This window comes from Halobacillus ihumii (genome assembly GCF_902726645.1).
GTDB lineage: Bacteria > Bacillota > Bacilli > Bacillales > Halobacillaceae > Halobacillus_A > Halobacillus_A ihumii.
On the sequence record NZ_CACVAO010000001.1, the window covers coordinates 1370148 to 1386218 of the forward strand.

Here is a 16071-nt window from a genome sequence, read left to right on the forward strand (position 1 = left end):
TTTTATCAAAAACGACTGAAACCTATTCACAGGAGGACAAACAGATGAGCAAAGTTGATACAGAGTTGACAGGATCTATTGCCACCATCATGTTAAACCGCCCAGAACGATTGAATTGCTTTGATTTTGACACACTCCAACAATTAGAGGACACCCTGCAGAATCTTCAATCAGATCGCGAAATCCGGGCGATTATGTTTACCGGCGCAGGTGAAAAAGCCTTTAGCGCAGGGGCTGATTTGAAGGAACGACAAACCTTGAATGAGAAGGAAGTAAGACGAAATGTTAATAAAATTAGATATGTGTTCAACCTCATTGAAGAAATGCCTCAACCGACGATCGCCGCTATTAATGGCTATGCTTTAGGCGGCGGCTTCGAACTCGCTTTAGCTTGTGACTTTCGTTTAGCCATTCCTGAAGCAAAAATGGGGTTAACTGAAGTGAGCTGGGCGATTATTCCGGGTGCCGGCGGAACGCAGCGACTTACGAATTTAATTGGTCCCTCCTATACTAAGGAGTTGATTCTGACTGCCCGGAAAATCGAGGCGAATGCAGCTAAGGAGTTAGGAATCCTTAATGCGGTCGTGTCAAAAGAGGAATTGCTTATCGAAGCCGCTTCCCTGGCCAATGAAATATCTGCGAATGGACCACTGGCTGTGACTCAGGCTAAATACGCGATTAACCAGGCAGCTAATGTTGATATTCATACAGGGTTAGCGATCGAAGCTAAAGCTTATGAAGTGATTATTCCTACTGAAGACCGAGTGGAAGCCTTACATGCTTTTAATGAAAAACGGCCAGCCAATTTTAAAGGGAAATAATTTAATTTGGAAGGAGAATGAGTCATGAAGACTGGACTTCAGGTCGGTGATACGGCGGTCATCCAGACAGAAGTAACCCCTGACATGTTTGCACAATTTGATGGAGAAGTCGTCCACCCCGCCTACTCTACCGCAACAATGGTCTATCACATGGAATGGGCATCCAGAAAACTTATCCTTCCCTATCTGACTTCTGAAGAAGAAGGGATGGGAGCTTCCGTCCAAGTCAAGCATCTGGCTCCTTCTTGCGAGGGCGAGCAAATCACAGTGACCGCGACCATAACTGAGATCCGCCCGAAATCTATTTTGACTCACGTCAGCGTAACTAATGAACAGCGGCAAGTTGGAGAAGGCCACGTCAAACAAGCCATTTTGTTAAAAGAATACATTAGCAAGCAACTCACCGCCAAACAGTAAGCTCACTAACGAGGGAGGAACTGTCTTGAAATCTGTAATCAATGAAAGCGAGCTACACCATCGCTACAAAACCGAAATCGTTGCAACAATGGAGAACGAACCTTACGCTCAATTTCTAGGAATTAGATTAGTAGATATCGAGGAAGGAACGGCTCTGGCCGAACTGGATATCCAGGACCACATGCTAAACGCACACGAAACCGTTCATGGAGCCATTACATTCGCTATTGCGGATTATGTCTTTGCAGCAGCCTCCAACTCTTACGGAAAAACGGCTGTCGGCATATCTACTACCATGAACTATATGGCCGCCGGAGAAAAAGGAGCACAACTCCGCGCAACAGCTATTGAGGAAAAGAAAAATCATAGAATGGCCTGGTATAAAGTAAACGTCGAAAGTGACGGTGTGTTAATCGCTACAATGGAAGCGGTAGCTTACCGTAAAAATCATTATTTTGTTCCTGTAGAAGAATAAGAGCATGCAGATGGGCGCCATCTATTGGAAGTAGATGAGTGCCCTTCTGCATTGGTGTACAACGCTCCAATTTAGGCTATTTTCGCTCATGATTTTTATAAAAAGCTCATCTTTCGTTCAGTTCGCTCACCTTCTAATCCGTTTCGCTCACTTTCAACCCAATTACGCTCGCGACCGATGACCATAAAGTGGCACCTCTCCTCCACTAGTTAAAAACGAGTTAATTAATCAGGCTAACAATAAAATGAGTGCTCCGCCTAAGCGAGAGGAAATCTGAGCAAAAGACATCAGTATCATTCTTTCGAGACAAAAAAAACATTTTGTATTTGCAGTCTTGACATTCTTTTGTAAGCGCTTTACGATATGTGTAACGGGTTACACACCCCTTTTTATTTTATCCGATATGTAACCGGTTACACATTGAAGCGTAAAGGTGATTCATACATGACAACCATAAAAGATGTCGCTAAACTAGCTGGAGTTTCCGTTGCCACTGTTTCCAGGGCTTTAAACAAGAATGGCTATGTCCACTCTGAGACAGAAAAGCGTGTTGCTTATGCGATTAAACAATTAAACTATAAACCTAATGACGTAGCACGAAGCCTTTTTAAAGGACGCTCGAAGATGATTGCTCTTCTTGTGCCAGATATCATGAACCCCTTCTTCCCTGAACTTGCCCGGGCTGTAGAAGATATGACAAAACAACATAGTTTCACCTTTGTTCTATGTAATACGGATGATGATATCAATAAGGAAATGGCCTATTTAGATGCCTTAAAACAAAAATCCGTAGACGGAATTATTATTGTGTCGAGTACTATTTCTGCTGATAACATCAATGGGATGGGTACTCCAATCGTGGCACTCGACAGAATTCTTAGTTCAAGTTTATCTTCTGTTACTGTAAATAATTATGATGGTGCGAGAGAAGCAGTCCAACATCTGAAAGCGATTGGCTGTAAGCGAATCGCTCATATTTCGGGACCAGAAGATGTGAGCAATGCCAAGCAGCGTTTGGATGGATACCTCGAAGAAGTACAAGATGAAGAATGGTTTCATCCGAGTTTTATAGAACAAGGTGAATATCGTTTTGAGAATGCCAAGGAAGCGGCTAAAAAGCTACTCACCACACATAGTGATATCGATGGTCTTTTTGTAGCGAATGACCTAATGGGTGTTGGAGCATTAAAGGCAGCCGAATCACTTGGGATCAAAGTTCCTGAGGAGCTATCGATCATTGCTTTTGACGGAATCAGCCTTGGTGAAACCACTTCCCCTGCTTTAACCACTATGGCACAGCCGATCTATCAGGCGGGTGCTAGAGCTGCGGAAATACTGATTGAACAAATTGAGAATCAGGAGCTTACTACAACGAACGAAGAGTTTTCTGTAAAACTTATTGAACGGCAATCTACTAAATCCAGGAGGTGTTCACCATGAGTCATCAGCCGACGGTAACGGTTATCGGGAGTATCAATATGGATTTGGCAGTATCGACAGATGTGATGCCGCTCCAAGGCGAAACTGTCCTCGGAAACAACTTTGCCACGTATCCTGGCGGTAAGGGAGCCAATCAAGCTGTAGCTGCCGCGAGATTGGAAGCCAATGTGAATATGATTGGAGCAGTCGGCGAAGATATTTTCGGAAAAAAATTACTTCAGCACCTCAACAACGAGAATATTAATACATCAGCTGTTCACGTATTCGACGGTATTCCTTCAGGTACTGCGACGATTATATTATCGGAGCAAGATAATCGAATTATCGTTGCCCCCGGCGCAAATGGCTTGGTCTCGCCTGAATTGGTGCAAAATCATAAATCTATGATTCAAAATAGCGATTTGATTCTATTACAATTAGAAATTCCGATAGAAACGATCAGTTACGTAGCATCGTTGGCTTACGACATGGGAGTGCCCGTCATACTAAATCCCGCTCCCTATCAAAAGCTCCCGGCCGCCTTGCTATCTCAGGTTGAATTTCTTACGCCTAATGAATCCGAAGCAAGATCTTTAATAAGAGATCCAGTACTTGATATTCTTCGTGAAAAAATGATTATCACACAAGGTGAGCAGGGTGTTGTGATTCATCAAAATGATTCAGATATTACCATTCCTAGTTACAAGGTCCTCCCTCAAGATACAACTGGCGCTGGGGACACCTTCAACGGAGCTTTTGCAACACAGTTAGCCAAAGGAAAAGGTTTAAAGGAAGCTATAATTTTTGCTAACGCAGCGGCAGCCATGTCTGTTATGAAACTAGGAGCTCAAAGTGGTATGCCAACGAAGGATGAGGTCGAACAGTTTTTGCAAGAAAGGTCTGAGCAGCTATGAAAAAAACAGGCATATTAAACCGTGAACTAGCTTCAATTCTAGCAAGACTTGGACATACAGATACGATCATCATTGCAGATTGCGGCCTGCCCATTCCAGATAACACAAAATGCGTAGATCTTTCCATAAAACTCGGCACTCCCTCCTTTGAATCGGTATTACAGGCCATAGCAGAGGATATGGAAATAGAATCAATTACTCTAGCAGAAGAAATGAAGCAGCATAACGCCTCTTTACATGAAAAGGTTTCAGGCTATTCAAAGTCCATAAAGTATACAAGTCATGAAAATATAAAGGCACAAATCAAACATGCTAAGGCAGTGATTCGTACTGGGGAAAATACTCCTTATGCGAATGCCACCCTGCAGTCAGGAGTTATTTTTTAAACAAAAAGGGGTGAGAGATGATGGTGGATACACCTTTTATTGAGATGAGAAAGATAAATAAATCGTTCGCTGGCAACCAAGTGTTAAAGGATGTTGATTTCACAGTGTATACAGGGGAAGTGCATGCTCTCATGGGGGAAAATGGTGCTGGAAAATCAACACTAATCAAAGTGTTAACAGGAATTCATCCAAAGGACAGTGGGACTATCCAGTTAAAAGGTGAGGACGTTACGTTTACTAATCCGAAGCAAGCCGAACATAAAGGAATTGTTGTCATTCACCAGGAGCTGAACATTATTCCACACTTAACGGTTACTCAGAATATGTTTCTTGGAAAAGAACTGACCTATGGGAAGTCTGGCATTCTAAAAATGAAAGAAATGCGTCAACAAACGCTTGAGAATTTGGAACGCCTCGGTGTAACAAATATTAATCCTGATGAAGAAGCTGGCCATCTTTCCGTTGGGAAACAGCAGATGGTAGAGATTGCCCGGGCCGTTTCCACAAATGCTGAAATGATTATTATGGACGAGCCAACGGCGGCATTGACTGAACGTGAAATCGAACGTCTATTTGATGTCGTTAATTCTTTACGAGAACAGAACGTCAGCATCGTTTATATTTCTCATAGGATGGAGGAGATTTTCCAAATATGTGATCGAATCACGGTGCTTCGTGACGGCTCCTACGTCGGAACAGAACATATTTCTGAAACCTCCTTTAAAGCAATTGTAAAAATGATGGTGGGCCGCGAGCTCGGTGAACGTTTTCCGGAGCGAACGAGCGTAGTTGGAGATGTAGTCCTTGAAGTGACTAATCTGGCTAGAACAGGACTTTTCACTGATGTCAGCTTCACCGTACATCAAGGGGAAATCCTCGGTGTAGCCGGACTGATGGGGGCTGGTCGAACGGAAATTATGGAAGCTATCTTCGGGTCCCGTAAGAAAAGTCATGGCAGTATTTCCTTAAACGGCCAACCGCTAACGATTAAACACCCACAGGATGCCATTCGATCAGGTATTGGTTATATAACCGAAGATCGAAAAGATGAAGGACTCGTGCTTAACTTGTCGATTCGGGAAAATATGGCATTAACAAATTTGAAAGCGATTTCCAAAAATGGCGTCATTTCTTCTTCTAATGAGATGAAATTAATTGATGAGTTGATTGATAAGCTTCACGTAAGAACGACAGGGCGTGAACAGGAGGTTCGATCATTAAGCGGCGGAAACCAGCAAAAGGTTGTGATCGCAAAGTGGCTTGGTATTAAACCTAAGCTTCTTATCCTGGATGAACCTACCCGTGGCGTAGATGTCGGTGCTAAAAAAGAGATTTACCATATCATGAATGAACTTACTGAACAAGGTGTCGCTATTATTATGGTTTCATCTGAACTCCCAGAGGTGCTAGGAGTAAGTGACCGAATTATGGTGATTCATGAAGGAAAAGTTGCGCGTATCATCGACAGAGATGAAGCGGACCAAGAAAAAGTCATGGCAGCAGCTACAGGAGGGGAGTAACGATGAAGCAAACATTAACAAGCAATTTTTCTAAGCTTGGCCCACTAATTGGTCTCCTATTAATTATGATTATTTTATCTATTTTAAGTGATAACTTTTTAACCGTTGATAACTTACTCAACCTTCTAAGACAAATTTCGATTAATGCTCTGATTGCTTTCGGAATGACTTTCGTTATATTAACTGGTGGAATTGATCTATCTGTTGGATCCATATTAGCATTCGGCAGTGCTTTAACAGCTGGCATGCTTACTAGCGGTATGGATCCGCTGCTCGCTGTGTTAATAGGGTTGTTAGCAGGCTTTGCTATGGGAGCCTTTAACGGACTTGTCATTACAAAAGGAAAAGTCGCTCCTTTTATTGCAACATTAGCCACGATGACGGTCTTCCGAGGCGCTACACTAGTCTATACAGAGGGGCGCCCCATCACGGGATTATCTAACAGCTTCACATTTGAAATGATCGGAGGAGGTTATGTATTCGGCATTCCATTTCCAGCGATCTTAATGCTTGTAGTTTTCGTTATTTTATTCTTTATCCTGCGTAACACTGTTTTTGGCAGGCAAGTATATTCTGTTGGTGGTAATGAAGAAGCCTCCATCCTATCAGGAATTAAAGCGGACCGCGTCAAAATATGGGTGTATTCTTTGACAGGGATGTTGTCCGTTTTGGGTGGAATCATTTTGACAAGCCGGTTAAATTCAGCGCAGCCGACAGCTGGAACCATGTACGAACTTGATGCAATTGCTGCTGTTGTACTCGGTGGAACGAGCCTGGCAGGCGGCCGAGGTCGAATCGCTGGTACATTGGTCGGTGCTCTTATTATTGGAGTCCTTGACAATGGACTAAATTTATTAAACGTATCATCCTTCTATCAACAAATTGTCAAAGGTGGCGTCATCCTGCTCGCTGTCTTGCTTGATCGTAAATCCAGTTAACAAACATGATGTTCTTCAATGGACATGATGATAAAAAAATATTTCAAGGAGGAAATACACATGAGTAAATGGATCAAATCACTTGGGCTCTTAGCATTATTGTTGATTGTTGCTACAGCCTGTTCGACCGAAGCACCGGGATCTTCTTCAGATGATTCAAGCGGGGAAAGCGAAGGATCTGATGATGGCACGATTAAAATCGGACTCTCCATTTCAACTTTGAACAATCCATTCTTCGTTTCATTGCGTGATGGTGCGGAAGCTGCTGCAAAAGAAGCCGGTTTCGAACTTCTAACGTCAGACGCACAAAATGATGCAGCAACACAAGTTAGTGATATTGAAGACTTATTACAGCAAAATATTGATGTTCTGCTTGTGAACCCAACAGATTCCGCAGCAATTGTCTCTGCCATAGAGTCAGCGAATAACGCTGGTGTACCGGTCATTACAGTGGACCGTAGTGCTGATGGCGGTGAAGTCGTGTCTCACATTGCTTCTGATAACGTAGCCGGCGGGGAAATGGCAGGCGAATTTATTGCAGAACAGTTAGGTGGAGAAGGTAATGTAGTTGAACTTGAAGGTATCCCTGGGGCGTCAGCTACTCGTGAACGCGGGAAAGGCTTTCACAACGTTATTGATAGCATCGAGGGTATCGAGATTGTTGCCAAGCAATCAGCAAACTTCGATCGAGCTGAAGGATTAACAGTTATGGAAAACATTTTACAGAGTACAGACAAAATTGACGCTGTCTTTGCCCACAATGATGAAATGGCATTGGGTGCTGTACAGGCTTTAGAAGCAAACAATTTGCTTGAGGATGTTACGGTTGTAGGGTTCGATGGCACAGATGATGCAAGGGCAGCCATTTCTGAGGGACGCATGGATGCAACGATTGCCCAGCAGCCGGAACTTATCGGTGAAAAAGCGATTGAGACAGCTGGAAAGGTAGCTAACGGCGAAAGTGTGGAAGATTTTATCCCTGTGGAGCTAGAGCTTATAACAGAATAACTAGAAAAACAACTGAGCTGTCATGACCTTATATTTCTATTACGGCATTATCAAAGCAGTTTCCTTTACGGGACATGCTATGATAATGCCTTTTTCATTTAGCAGCTTCTTGGAAAGCGTAAGTTGTGAAGTGTACAACGCTCCAATATAGGCTATTTTCGCTCATAATTTTTATAAAAAGCTCATCTTTCGTTAAGTTCGCTCACCTACTAATCCGTTTCGCTCACTTTCAAGTCATTTACGCTCCACCTCCCCCACTTCTTCTAAGGAAACAACAGCATCTTTCATTGAAAAATTACCAGCGGCCATCCTCCTGTTTTATTGAAATTTAGACGGTATTTCTTGTAAATTAATTCCCCACATAACCGGCAAGATGAAATACACCGCGAGTACAATTAAAATTAGTGCGATGATATTCAACCAGAACCCATTTTTAACCATCTCGATGATCTTAACCTTTCCTGTTCCAAACATGATAGCGTTTGGCGGTGTCCCTACCGGCAGCATGAATGCGCAATTGGCTGCCATGGCACACGGAACCATTAATGCATAGGGGTGAACGTTCAAGGCAATCGCAAGCGCAGCCACAACTGGCAAAATCATGGTTCCTGTTGCTGTATTGGATGTAATTTCAGTCAAGAAAAGAACGACAGCCGTTGAAACTAGAAGGATGATAATGAAGTTCATTCCCTGAAGAACAGTCAACTGTTCACCCACCCAATCGGAAAGGCCTGTCTCAGTGAAACCAGCAGCGATCGCAAGTCCACCACCAAACAGCAGCAAGATACCCCAGGGAATATCTTTAGAGTCCCTCCACTCCATGATCCTTGTCCCATCTTCTCTCTTTGTAGGAATCGTGAAAAGAAGAGCAGTGGCTACCATTGCAATCATTCCGTCACTAATTCCGGGTACATGGACAATATTTTCCCAAATGAATGTACGCGTAATCCACATGAATGCAGCGAAGAGAAAGACAGCTAAAACAGCTTTTTCTTCGAATGATGTTAAACCTAGAGCCTTTCTTTCTGAATGAATCTTTTCTTTTCCCCCTGGAAGCTCGCTCAAGTTCACTTTATAAATCACTTTTGTAAGATAAAGCCACGCAATAGCAATCAAAACAGCGGCAATTGGTATCCCAAAGACCATCCAGCCAGCAAAGGAAATCTCTGTGTCATACAATTCCCCGGCAGTAGCTGCCAGAATACTGAGTGGCGGTGTTCCAATCAATGTACCAAGCCCGCCAATTGTTCCAGCATAGCCAATACCAAAAATAACGGCTTTTTCAAATTTAGGTAATTCAGAGGCATGTTTCCCTTTTTTCAATGAATCAGATGCCTGATGGACAATCGCCAGCCCGATCGGAATCATCATCATCGTAGCTGCAGTATTAGAAACCCACATCGATAGAAACCCTGTAGCCACCATGAATCCCAATATAATCCGCTGTGGACTCGTTCCAATTAAGGAGATGATCGCCAACGCAATCCGCTTATGGAGATTCCACTTCTCCATTGCCATTGCAATAACAAACCCACCTAGAAATAAGAAAATAATATCATTTCCATAAGCTGAAACAACCGAGTCCCCGTCCATAGCTCCGGTAATCGGAAGTAAGATAATCGGCAAGACCGATGTGACGGGAATAGGAATGGCCTCGGTAATCCACCAGGTGGCAATCCATAACGTGGAAGCAAGCACAGCTTGTGCTTCCGGATTTAACCCCGGTGGATTTAAAAATAGTAACGTGATCAGGAATAAGGAAGGTCCCAGGATCAATCCGACCAGCTGTGCCGTTGTATAGGCAGACTTTTTCTTATTGCCTGAAGGCCCCCCGGCAGCTGCAGGCTGTCTTTCTTCATGATTTTTCAAAGCTTCCGTCTTTCTTGCACTATTGTCATGTGAAAAAGTTAGCAAATTCTTCGTTTGCTTATGGGAGGTCCAGAGTCCTCTCCATAATGTTGTAATGGTTCCACGTTCCATAAGTCCTTTCACCCTTTCTTTTTGCCTTGCATGTCTGAAACTTATCCGTCCGTTTGGTTGTCATAGTCCAGCACTTGAGCTGTTTTGACATCTTGATCCACTCCTTTTCGTTTGTACTATCATGACGAATGAATGCCTGAAGCGTCAGTAAACGCTTTCAATAAACTCACCTTAATGTAATTAACAAAACATTCACATATTTCGAAATTAATGATAGTAATGTAATTAAAAAAAGCAGCCGAAGTTGGCTGCTTTTACAGATAACGATCAATATGATCACGGTTAGAATCATTCAGTTTATATTGGTAAATCGGCCTCCCGACACCGTAGACCAGCGTTTCCTCCAAATACTCGATGTCACTCAGAAATTTCAAGTACTTCCTTACAGACACCCTGGAGATTTGGGTCGCCTCCGCCATCTCATCCGTGGAAAAAGAATCCGGTTCCTTAGAGAGAATCACCTGGTTGATCGTAGCTAATGTGTTCTTCGTAAGGCCCTTCGGTAATTCATATGTCTTCGATCCCACTGCTTGCGGACTCGACTTCTGGAGCACTCGGTCGATTTCGCGCTGGTTAACTTGATCGATATCCGTTAATGTATAATGATTTCGCTTGTACTGAGTGAGCGCCTCCTTAAAGCGCTCGTATTCAAAAGGTTTGATTAAATAATCCACAGCCCCGAGCCTTAATGATTGCTGAATCAGATGAATATCCGAGGCGGCGGTGATCAAGATGACGTCGATATCCTGATTCTGTTCACGGATCAATTTTAAAAAATCAATTCCATTTAATCCGGGCATATAGACATCCAGCAGCAGCAAGTCCACTTTCGTCTGGGACAAATGCTCAATGGCCTCCTCTGTATGTGCAGCGATGCCGCTAAGTGTGAAATCGTCCATTTGCTCGATATAACTTTTGTTTAATTGAGCCACCATCGGGTCATCCTCTACGATAAGAACGTTGATCACTTTCATTCACCTCCTGATTCGTAAGGAATAATTAACGTAAAGGTTGTCCCGATCTCTGGAATGGAATCCACATCAATGGAGCCGCCCATTTTCTCCACACTCTGTTTCGAAAGATAGAGGCCGAACCCACGATGATTTCCTTCCTTAGTAGACACTCCTTTTTGAAAAATTTCCTCGTGTTGGTCTTCTGACATGCCGCTTCCCGTGTCCGACACGATAATCGTCAACAGGTCATCTATGTACGACAAACTCACATCGACTTGCTTCTGCGTACGTTCCCAAACACTATCAACGGCATTATCAATAAGATTCCCGAGAATCGTAATCAATTCATGGGTAATGGCAGGATCCCTGGGCTGCGGGATCACGGTTTCGCATTCAACAGTCAAATGCACATGCGATTCTCTGGCAGAGCTCATTTTGCCAATGACGAAACCAGCAAGCGCCGGATCTTTGATATCCCGCGTGACATTGCCCACTTCATGAGCCTGGTGATTCACCAATGTACTAATAAAATGGTTCACTTCCTTATAATCTTCCATTTTAATTAACCCTAGCAGCACATGCAGTTGATTCATAAACTCATGTGATTGAGCCCTTAGCGTATCGGCATACATCTGCACCCCCGTCAGCTGTTCCGCTAACTGATTGACCTCAGTTTTATCACGAAATGTGGCAATCGCCCCAACGACTTGATCCTGAACTACTAAGGGAACACGGTTCGTGATGATCGAAACACCATTAATCGTTTGCTGCTCATCTAATTCCGTTACGTTTTCTTCGAGTACATGATCAAGCATCGTCCCTGGTAAAAAATCGTTAATTTTCATCCCGACCGGCTCCTGGTCCATCAACCCTGCCTTCTGGAAAATTTGACGGGCCGACTTATTTACGAGAACAATCGTTGCCCCTTTATCAATCGCGATAATGCCTTCGCGCACTGAATGCAGCATCCGATTTCGCTCTTCATGAATCCGTGCAATCGCATGCGGCTCAAGACCAAACAAGCTTTTCTTAATATAATCAGCTAAAAGTAGAGCCCCAATGATCCCCACGAAAACCCCCACAATCGAACCGATGATCACCCGCTGGTGGCTTTGTTGAATCGATTCCTGAACGGCTTGTAATGAAATCCCGACAGCTACAGCACCAATTTGATCCTGATTCTGATCATAAATCGGTGTGAAAGCCCGCAAAGACTTTCCTAACGTGCCTTTTGACGAAGAAATATACTCCTCCCCCTGAAGAACGCGTCCCTCATCACCACCTACAAAGTGTTTACCAATTCGCTCAGGAACAGGATGTGACTGGCGGATCCCATTCATATCCATCACCACAACGAATAAGACACCGGTTTCATCCTGAATCGTCATCGCATACTCCTGAATTTTATCTTGATCCACCTCACCCTGTAACCCTTTTTTAACAATTTGAGATTGCGCAACTGTACGGGAGACGATTGTCGCTTTCTCCTCTAATTGATTACGGATATTTTCACTTGTGGAGTCAGTAATGAGGAGGTCCGTAATGATCAAAGACACGAGCACAACGAGGCAGACCAATAGCATGATAATGGTACTTAACTTAAATCGCGGCTGGCGCACTGTGTCTCACCTCTAATTAGAAGTTGATAGCTAATGATATCGATGGGCGATATTCTCAATACAACAATTTCTATCTATAAGAACGAAATATAATTTCACCTATTTGTTCAGAATTTACCTGAAATCTACGTAAAGCCATATAGTTCGCTATTCTATCACTTCTATTTTCCCTTCATTGTAGCACAAAGTCCCACATCCATTTAACAATCTAGGATATCGATCCATGAAAGGAACAACTAAGGAAATAAAACACATCCTTACTTCTTTTGAAAAATATGAATGTTCCCAAGCAACGGTTCTGAGACCCTTTTGGGGCTTTGTTTGATTTGATCGCAGCGTCTGCCGTCGAAGGATGTTGAAATAGATATTTCCCGGGAAATTATCATAATTTCTAAGAGAAATATGTCAAAAAGACGACTGACAATGAAGCTCAGACGCTTTTTACACGAACATAGTTTATTAGGCGGCCCCATTTATTTATCATAGTGTTGATGAACGACCCGGCGTGAATTTATATTACGTTATAAATAAGCGAAATAAGCGTTATAGCTCATCTCAAGTCTGTTTTCGCTCATATTTTTCATAATAAGCTCGCTTTTCTTCCGTATCGCTCCCCTCCCTATCCATTTCGCTCACTTCCAAGCCATTTACGCTCGCCGTCTCCGTCATGGTAGTTATCGAAGCATCCAACAGAAAGCTTGCCATACTATTCCGTAACCACACAAACCTTTAGTAACCATACATACCTCCCCGACGATTGGATAATCTAAATTTAAAACAGTTTTAACCAAGGCGGGGTCACATGCACATTTTCATAACGATTTGGGCTGTAGCAGCAGCCTGGCGCTGGGCTGATTGGAGCCGGTTTCGTGAATTCCACGCGACAATGATCTACATGCCCGCAATGGATTTATTATATTTTTATTTTACAAACGACTACCCACTATGGACGGTACAATCACATTTAGGACTCCCCTACACAGGAATAGCATTATTATATACGTTTATTGTCTTTCCCTGTACGGTGATCCTATTTCTGTCCAACTATCCGGATACGGTGAGAAAGCAAATTCTTCATGTTGGAAAATGTGTTATGATTTATGTGGGAATTGAATGGATCTGGCTGCTCTTAAGATTTATAAAGTATGATAATGGTTGGTCATTGGGATGGTCATTCTTATTTGTGATCGTTATGTTTCCTATGCTGCTGCTCCATTATAAGCGGCCTTTTCCAGCCTATATTGCTTCATTGATCATTATTATTTTCTTAATTTATTGGTTCAATGTACCTTGGGATTCCCTACACGTTAATAAGGAGACATAATTATGGAAATCATAATGCTGCGTGTTTTTCTCTTTATTGGAATAGGACTCTTTATACTAGCTTTAAGGAGGCCACCACAAAAGGATTGGTTGTTAATTTATTTTATTTCAGCATACTTCGGAAGCTTTATAGGAGCTCTTGTAGTTGCACACAACCTCATTTCTTATCCAGTAACTTTTCTTAAACCACCCTTTCACTCAAGCGTTCTTTTTGAGTTTCTGTTATTACCCATAGTATGTACGTATTATTATCAAACATCTTACCAATCGGGTATTTTCGGACGTATTTGGCAAGCAGGGTTCTATAGTAGTGCTTTGACCATTATTGAATTCTTTTTAGAAAGATACACAGATCTTATCGAATACCATCAATGGAAGTGGTACTTTACTTTAATTACTGTGTTTACGTTTATGATTTGTGTGCGTTCGCTGATGTGGGTGATCCATAAGAAGGCAAGTACTTTGAAAAACTCGGAATCACAGTAAATTTAATGACTTTCCTTTCCTATCAAAAAAACACCTTCAAACGTCATGATAACGCTTGAAGGTGTTACAATTTTAAAAATAATCCATAAGACCTTGGGTAATTGCTTCAGCTACATTAGCCTTATAACTTGCCGTCTTCAGCTTCTCCACTTCAATCGGATTCGAGAGAAAACCAAGTTCAACAAGAACAGATGTATCACTGTTCTCCCTCAGCACATGAAAGTCTCCAAACCTCACACCATCATTCTGCAGACCCGTGTGAGCCACTAACTGATCTTGAATTTGATCGGCAAGCCCTCTATCTGCATCTGAATAATAATACGTGCTAATGCCGCGGGCACTTGAGTAAATACTAGAGTTATAATGCAAACTAATGAAAGCGTGGGTGTTGTAATCATTGCTGATGGCCACCCGCTCCTCAAGAGATAAATAACGGTCACTCGACCTCGTCATAATCACCGTCGCGCCTGCCTGCTGCAATTGTTCAGAGACAATCTGAGCAGTTGGCAAAGTCATGTTCTTCTCGTGGCCGCCGTAATATCCTATAGCACCGGGATCATACCCGCCGTGCCCTGCGTCGAGCACCACGTTAATACCTTCTAACGAAGATGAACTCGGAGGCTCAGATGATGAACCGCTCGTGAGAAGCCAGCCTGCGATCCAGCCGCTGCCTCCCGACACCTGCACTTGAACCCAGTCATTGGACTTTTCGATGACTGTAAAAGTATCCCCGCGATAAACAAGTCCAAGACTGTCATGACCCGTTCCTGGACCAGTCCGCAAATGAGCCGCATCTACACTGACGGTAACTTGTCCTCCTCCAGAAGAATTGGAGTCCGTCTCAACCAAATAGTATCCGGCAACCCAGCCCACTTGGCCATCATAATTAATGCGGGCCCAGCCATATCGATGCTCATAAACCGTAACCAGAGCCTGATCATCCAGCGAACCAATAACAGACGACTCAAGACCTGGCCCACTTCTCACATTCAGATTAGTGGCTTCCACCCGATATGTAGTCCCTTCCTCAGCCGCAACCTTCGGGGTCAAAAAAGTGAACGCCATCATAAGACTGAGACACGCCACCATTAACTTAAAACTATTTTTCCTCACAACAATAATAAAACCCTCACTCCTCTCTCCTCATTCTCTACTAACTAAAACTATAGAACCATAGCTTTAAGTTGGATTGGTCACAGTATTGTAACAATATTCTGCAAAACGTAACATATCTCTCCATAAAATTAATTCTAATAAACTAGTTTAGGAGGAAATAAAAGGATTTATTGGAAATGTATACTGAATGAGGGGTACTTTTTCATTTGGCGTGAAGGGGTACTTTAAGCACATAAAGCGACCTGTTGACTCCTTAGGGAAAAGTCTTCGTCTTGAAGGGCCAAATCTTTGCCGCGAAGGGAAGAATCACTGGCTTGAAAGGCCGAACTCTTGCCTCGTAGGGAAGAATCACTGGCTTGAAAGGCCGAACTCTTGCCTCGAAGGGGAGAATCACCGCCCTGAAAGGCCGAACCCTGGCCTCGAAGGGGAGAATCACCGCCTTGAAAGGCCGAACTCTTGCCAGGTAGGGCAGAACCTTCGCCTTGAAAGGCCGAACTCTTGCCACGAAGGGCAGAACCTTCGCCTTGAAAGGCCGAATACTTATCACAAAGGGAAATACTCGCCGTGAACGGCTGAATCCTTTGCCAATCGCCACCAAGAAAGATTCCTCGTCTTTAAGGGGCGAACATTTGCTCCGAAAGGGAGAACCTTCACCTTGAAGGGTCGAACCCTTGTCGCAAAGGGGAGAACTACCGC

16 protein-coding genes are annotated in these 16071 nt (G+C 43.2%); 11 read left to right on the top strand and 5 right to left on the bottom strand.

From position 1 onward, the window contains the following. Positions 1-44: 44 nt before the first annotated feature. From G6R08_RS06980 to G6R08_RS06990, 3 genes are read left to right on the top strand one after another with little or no spacing between them, the layout of a single operon-like run. Entirely contained in the window at positions 45-821 is a 777-nt protein-coding gene (locus tag G6R08_RS06980; protein ID WP_163527321.1) for an enoyl-CoA hydratase-related protein, read from the top strand. A gap of 24 nt (positions 822-845) precedes the next feature. Beyond that, a complete protein-coding gene (locus tag G6R08_RS06985; protein ID WP_163527322.1) occupies positions 846-1238 on the top strand; it encodes a thioesterase family protein in 393 nt (130 codons plus the stop codon). 25 nt (positions 1239-1263) lie between these two features. After that, positions 1264-1713: a PaaI family thioesterase gene (locus G6R08_RS06990; protein WP_240339659.1), complete on the top strand. Its 450-nt coding sequence runs from the start codon at positions 1264-1266 to the stop codon at positions 1711-1713. 228 nt (positions 1714-1941) lie between these two features. Here the strand turns inward: G6R08_RS06990 and G6R08_RS06995 are convergent, their stop codons facing one another. Continuing rightward, a complete protein-coding gene (locus G6R08_RS06995; protein ID WP_275897951.1) occupies positions 1942-2010 on the bottom strand; it encodes a 2-hydroxycarboxylate transporter family protein in 69 nt (22 codons plus the stop codon). A 147-nt stretch (positions 2011-2157) separates the two neighbouring features. Between G6R08_RS06995 and G6R08_RS07000 the strand changes: the two genes are divergently transcribed. The 6 genes from G6R08_RS07000 to rbsB are packed head-to-tail and all read left to right on the top strand — an operon-like array spanning position 2158 to position 7898. Then, complete coding sequence (locus tag G6R08_RS07000; protein WP_163527323.1) at positions 2158-3153, top strand: LacI family DNA-binding transcriptional regulator; 996 nt, start codon at positions 2158-2160, stop codon at positions 3151-3153. Next, positions 3150-4046: a ribokinase gene (gene rbsK, locus G6R08_RS07005; RefSeq protein ID WP_163527324.1), complete on the top strand. Its 897-nt coding sequence runs from the start codon at positions 3150-3152 to the stop codon at positions 4044-4046. The genes G6R08_RS07000 and rbsK overlap by 4 nt, the downstream gene beginning before the upstream one ends. Next, positions 4043-4432, top strand: a complete 390-nt coding sequence (rbsD, locus tag G6R08_RS07010; protein ID WP_163527325.1) for a D-ribose pyranase — start codon at positions 4043-4045, stop codon at positions 4430-4432. Before rbsK ends, rbsD begins: the two co-directional genes overlap by 4 nt. Positions 4433-4452: 20 nt before the next feature. After that, a complete protein-coding gene (locus G6R08_RS07015) occupies positions 4453-5952 on the top strand; it encodes a sugar ABC transporter ATP-binding protein (protein WP_163531173.1) in 1500 nt (499 codons plus the stop codon). A 2-nt stretch (positions 5953-5954) separates the two neighbouring features. Next, positions 5955-6890: an ABC transporter permease subunit gene (locus G6R08_RS07020; RefSeq protein WP_163527326.1), complete on the top strand. Its 936-nt coding sequence runs from the start codon at positions 5955-5957 to the stop codon at positions 6888-6890. Between the two features lie 60 nt (positions 6891-6950). Beyond that, entirely contained in the window at positions 6951-7898 is a 948-nt protein-coding gene (rbsB, locus tag G6R08_RS07025) for a ribose ABC transporter substrate-binding protein RbsB (protein ID WP_163527327.1), read from the top strand. 318 nt (positions 7899-8216) lie between these two features. On the opposite strand, the gene G6R08_RS07030 is transcribed toward rbsB, so the two are convergent. The 3 genes from G6R08_RS07030 to dcuS all read right to left on the bottom strand — a co-directional run bounded on the left by G6R08_RS07030 (position 8217) and on the right by dcuS (position 12450). Further along, a complete protein-coding gene (locus G6R08_RS07030; RefSeq protein WP_163527328.1) occupies positions 8217-9878 on the bottom strand; it encodes an SLC13 family permease in 1662 nt (553 codons plus the stop codon). 254 nt (positions 9879-10132) lie between these two features. Next, positions 10133-10846: a response regulator gene (locus tag G6R08_RS07035; protein WP_163527329.1), complete on the bottom strand. Its 714-nt coding sequence runs from the start codon at positions 10844-10846 to the stop codon at positions 10133-10135. A 2-nt stretch (positions 10847-10848) separates the two neighbouring features. Then, on the bottom strand, positions 10849-12450 hold the full coding sequence (gene dcuS, locus G6R08_RS07040; RefSeq protein ID WP_163527330.1) for a DcuS/MalK family sensor histidine kinase: 1602 nt from the start codon (positions 12448-12450) through the stop codon (positions 10849-10851). Between the two features lie 802 nt (positions 12451-13252). Here dcuS and G6R08_RS07045 point away from each other — a divergent pair. Next, the gene (locus G6R08_RS07045; protein ID WP_163527331.1) at positions 13253-13774 is read left to right on the top strand and encodes a CBO0543 family protein; all 522 of its coding nucleotides are present in this window, start codon (positions 13253-13255) and stop codon (positions 13772-13774) included. A gap of 2 nt (positions 13775-13776) precedes the next feature. Next, positions 13777-14259, top strand: a complete 483-nt coding sequence (locus G6R08_RS07050; protein WP_163527332.1) for a CBO0543 family protein — start codon at positions 13777-13779, stop codon at positions 14257-14259. A gap of 72 nt (positions 14260-14331) precedes the next feature. Here G6R08_RS07050 and G6R08_RS07055 read toward each other — a convergent pair whose 3' ends face one another. Then, positions 14332-15372 (bottom strand): N-acetylmuramoyl-L-alanine amidase family protein, encoded by a 1041-nt coding sequence (locus tag G6R08_RS07055; RefSeq protein WP_163527333.1) that lies wholly within the window; start codon positions 15370-15372, stop codon positions 14332-14334. Positions 15373-16071: the final 699 nt, after the last annotated feature.

Bases quoted from the DNA above. Each gene is read 5' to 3' on its own strand.
- G6R08_RS06980 (WP_163527321.1), top strand. From the start codon at position 45: ATGAGCAAAGTTGATACAGAGTTGACAGGATCTATTGCCACCATCATG.
- G6R08_RS06985 (WP_163527322.1), top strand. From the start codon at position 846: ATGAAGACTGGACTTCAGGTCGGTGATACGGCGGTCATCCAGACAGAA.
- G6R08_RS07000 (WP_163527323.1), top strand. From the start codon at position 2,158: ATGACAACCATAAAAGATGTCGCTAAACTAGCTGGAGTTTCCGTTGCC.
- rbsK (WP_163527324.1), top strand. From the start codon at position 3,150: ATGAGTCATCAGCCGACGGTAACGGTTATCGGGAGTATCAATATGGAT.
- rbsD (WP_163527325.1), top strand. From the start codon at position 4,043: ATGAAAAAAACAGGCATATTAAACCGTGAACTAGCTTCAATTCTAGCA.
- G6R08_RS07015 (WP_163531173.1), top strand. From the start codon at position 4,453: ATGGTGGATACACCTTTTATTGAGATGAGAAAGATAAATAAATCGTTC.
- G6R08_RS07020 (WP_163527326.1), top strand. From the start codon at position 5,955: ATGAAGCAAACATTAACAAGCAATTTTTCTAAGCTTGGCCCACTAATT.
- rbsB (WP_163527327.1), top strand. From the start codon at position 6,951: ATGAGTAAATGGATCAAATCACTTGGGCTCTTAGCATTATTGTTGATT.
- G6R08_RS07030 (WP_163527328.1), bottom strand. From the start codon at position 9,878: ATGGAACGTGGAACCATTACAACATTATGGAGAGGACTCTGGACCTCC.
- G6R08_RS07045 (WP_163527331.1), top strand. From the start codon at position 13,253: ATGCACATTTTCATAACGATTTGGGCTGTAGCAGCAGCCTGGCGCTGG.
- G6R08_RS07050 (WP_163527332.1), top strand. From the start codon at position 13,777: ATGGAAATCATAATGCTGCGTGTTTTTCTCTTTATTGGAATAGGACTC.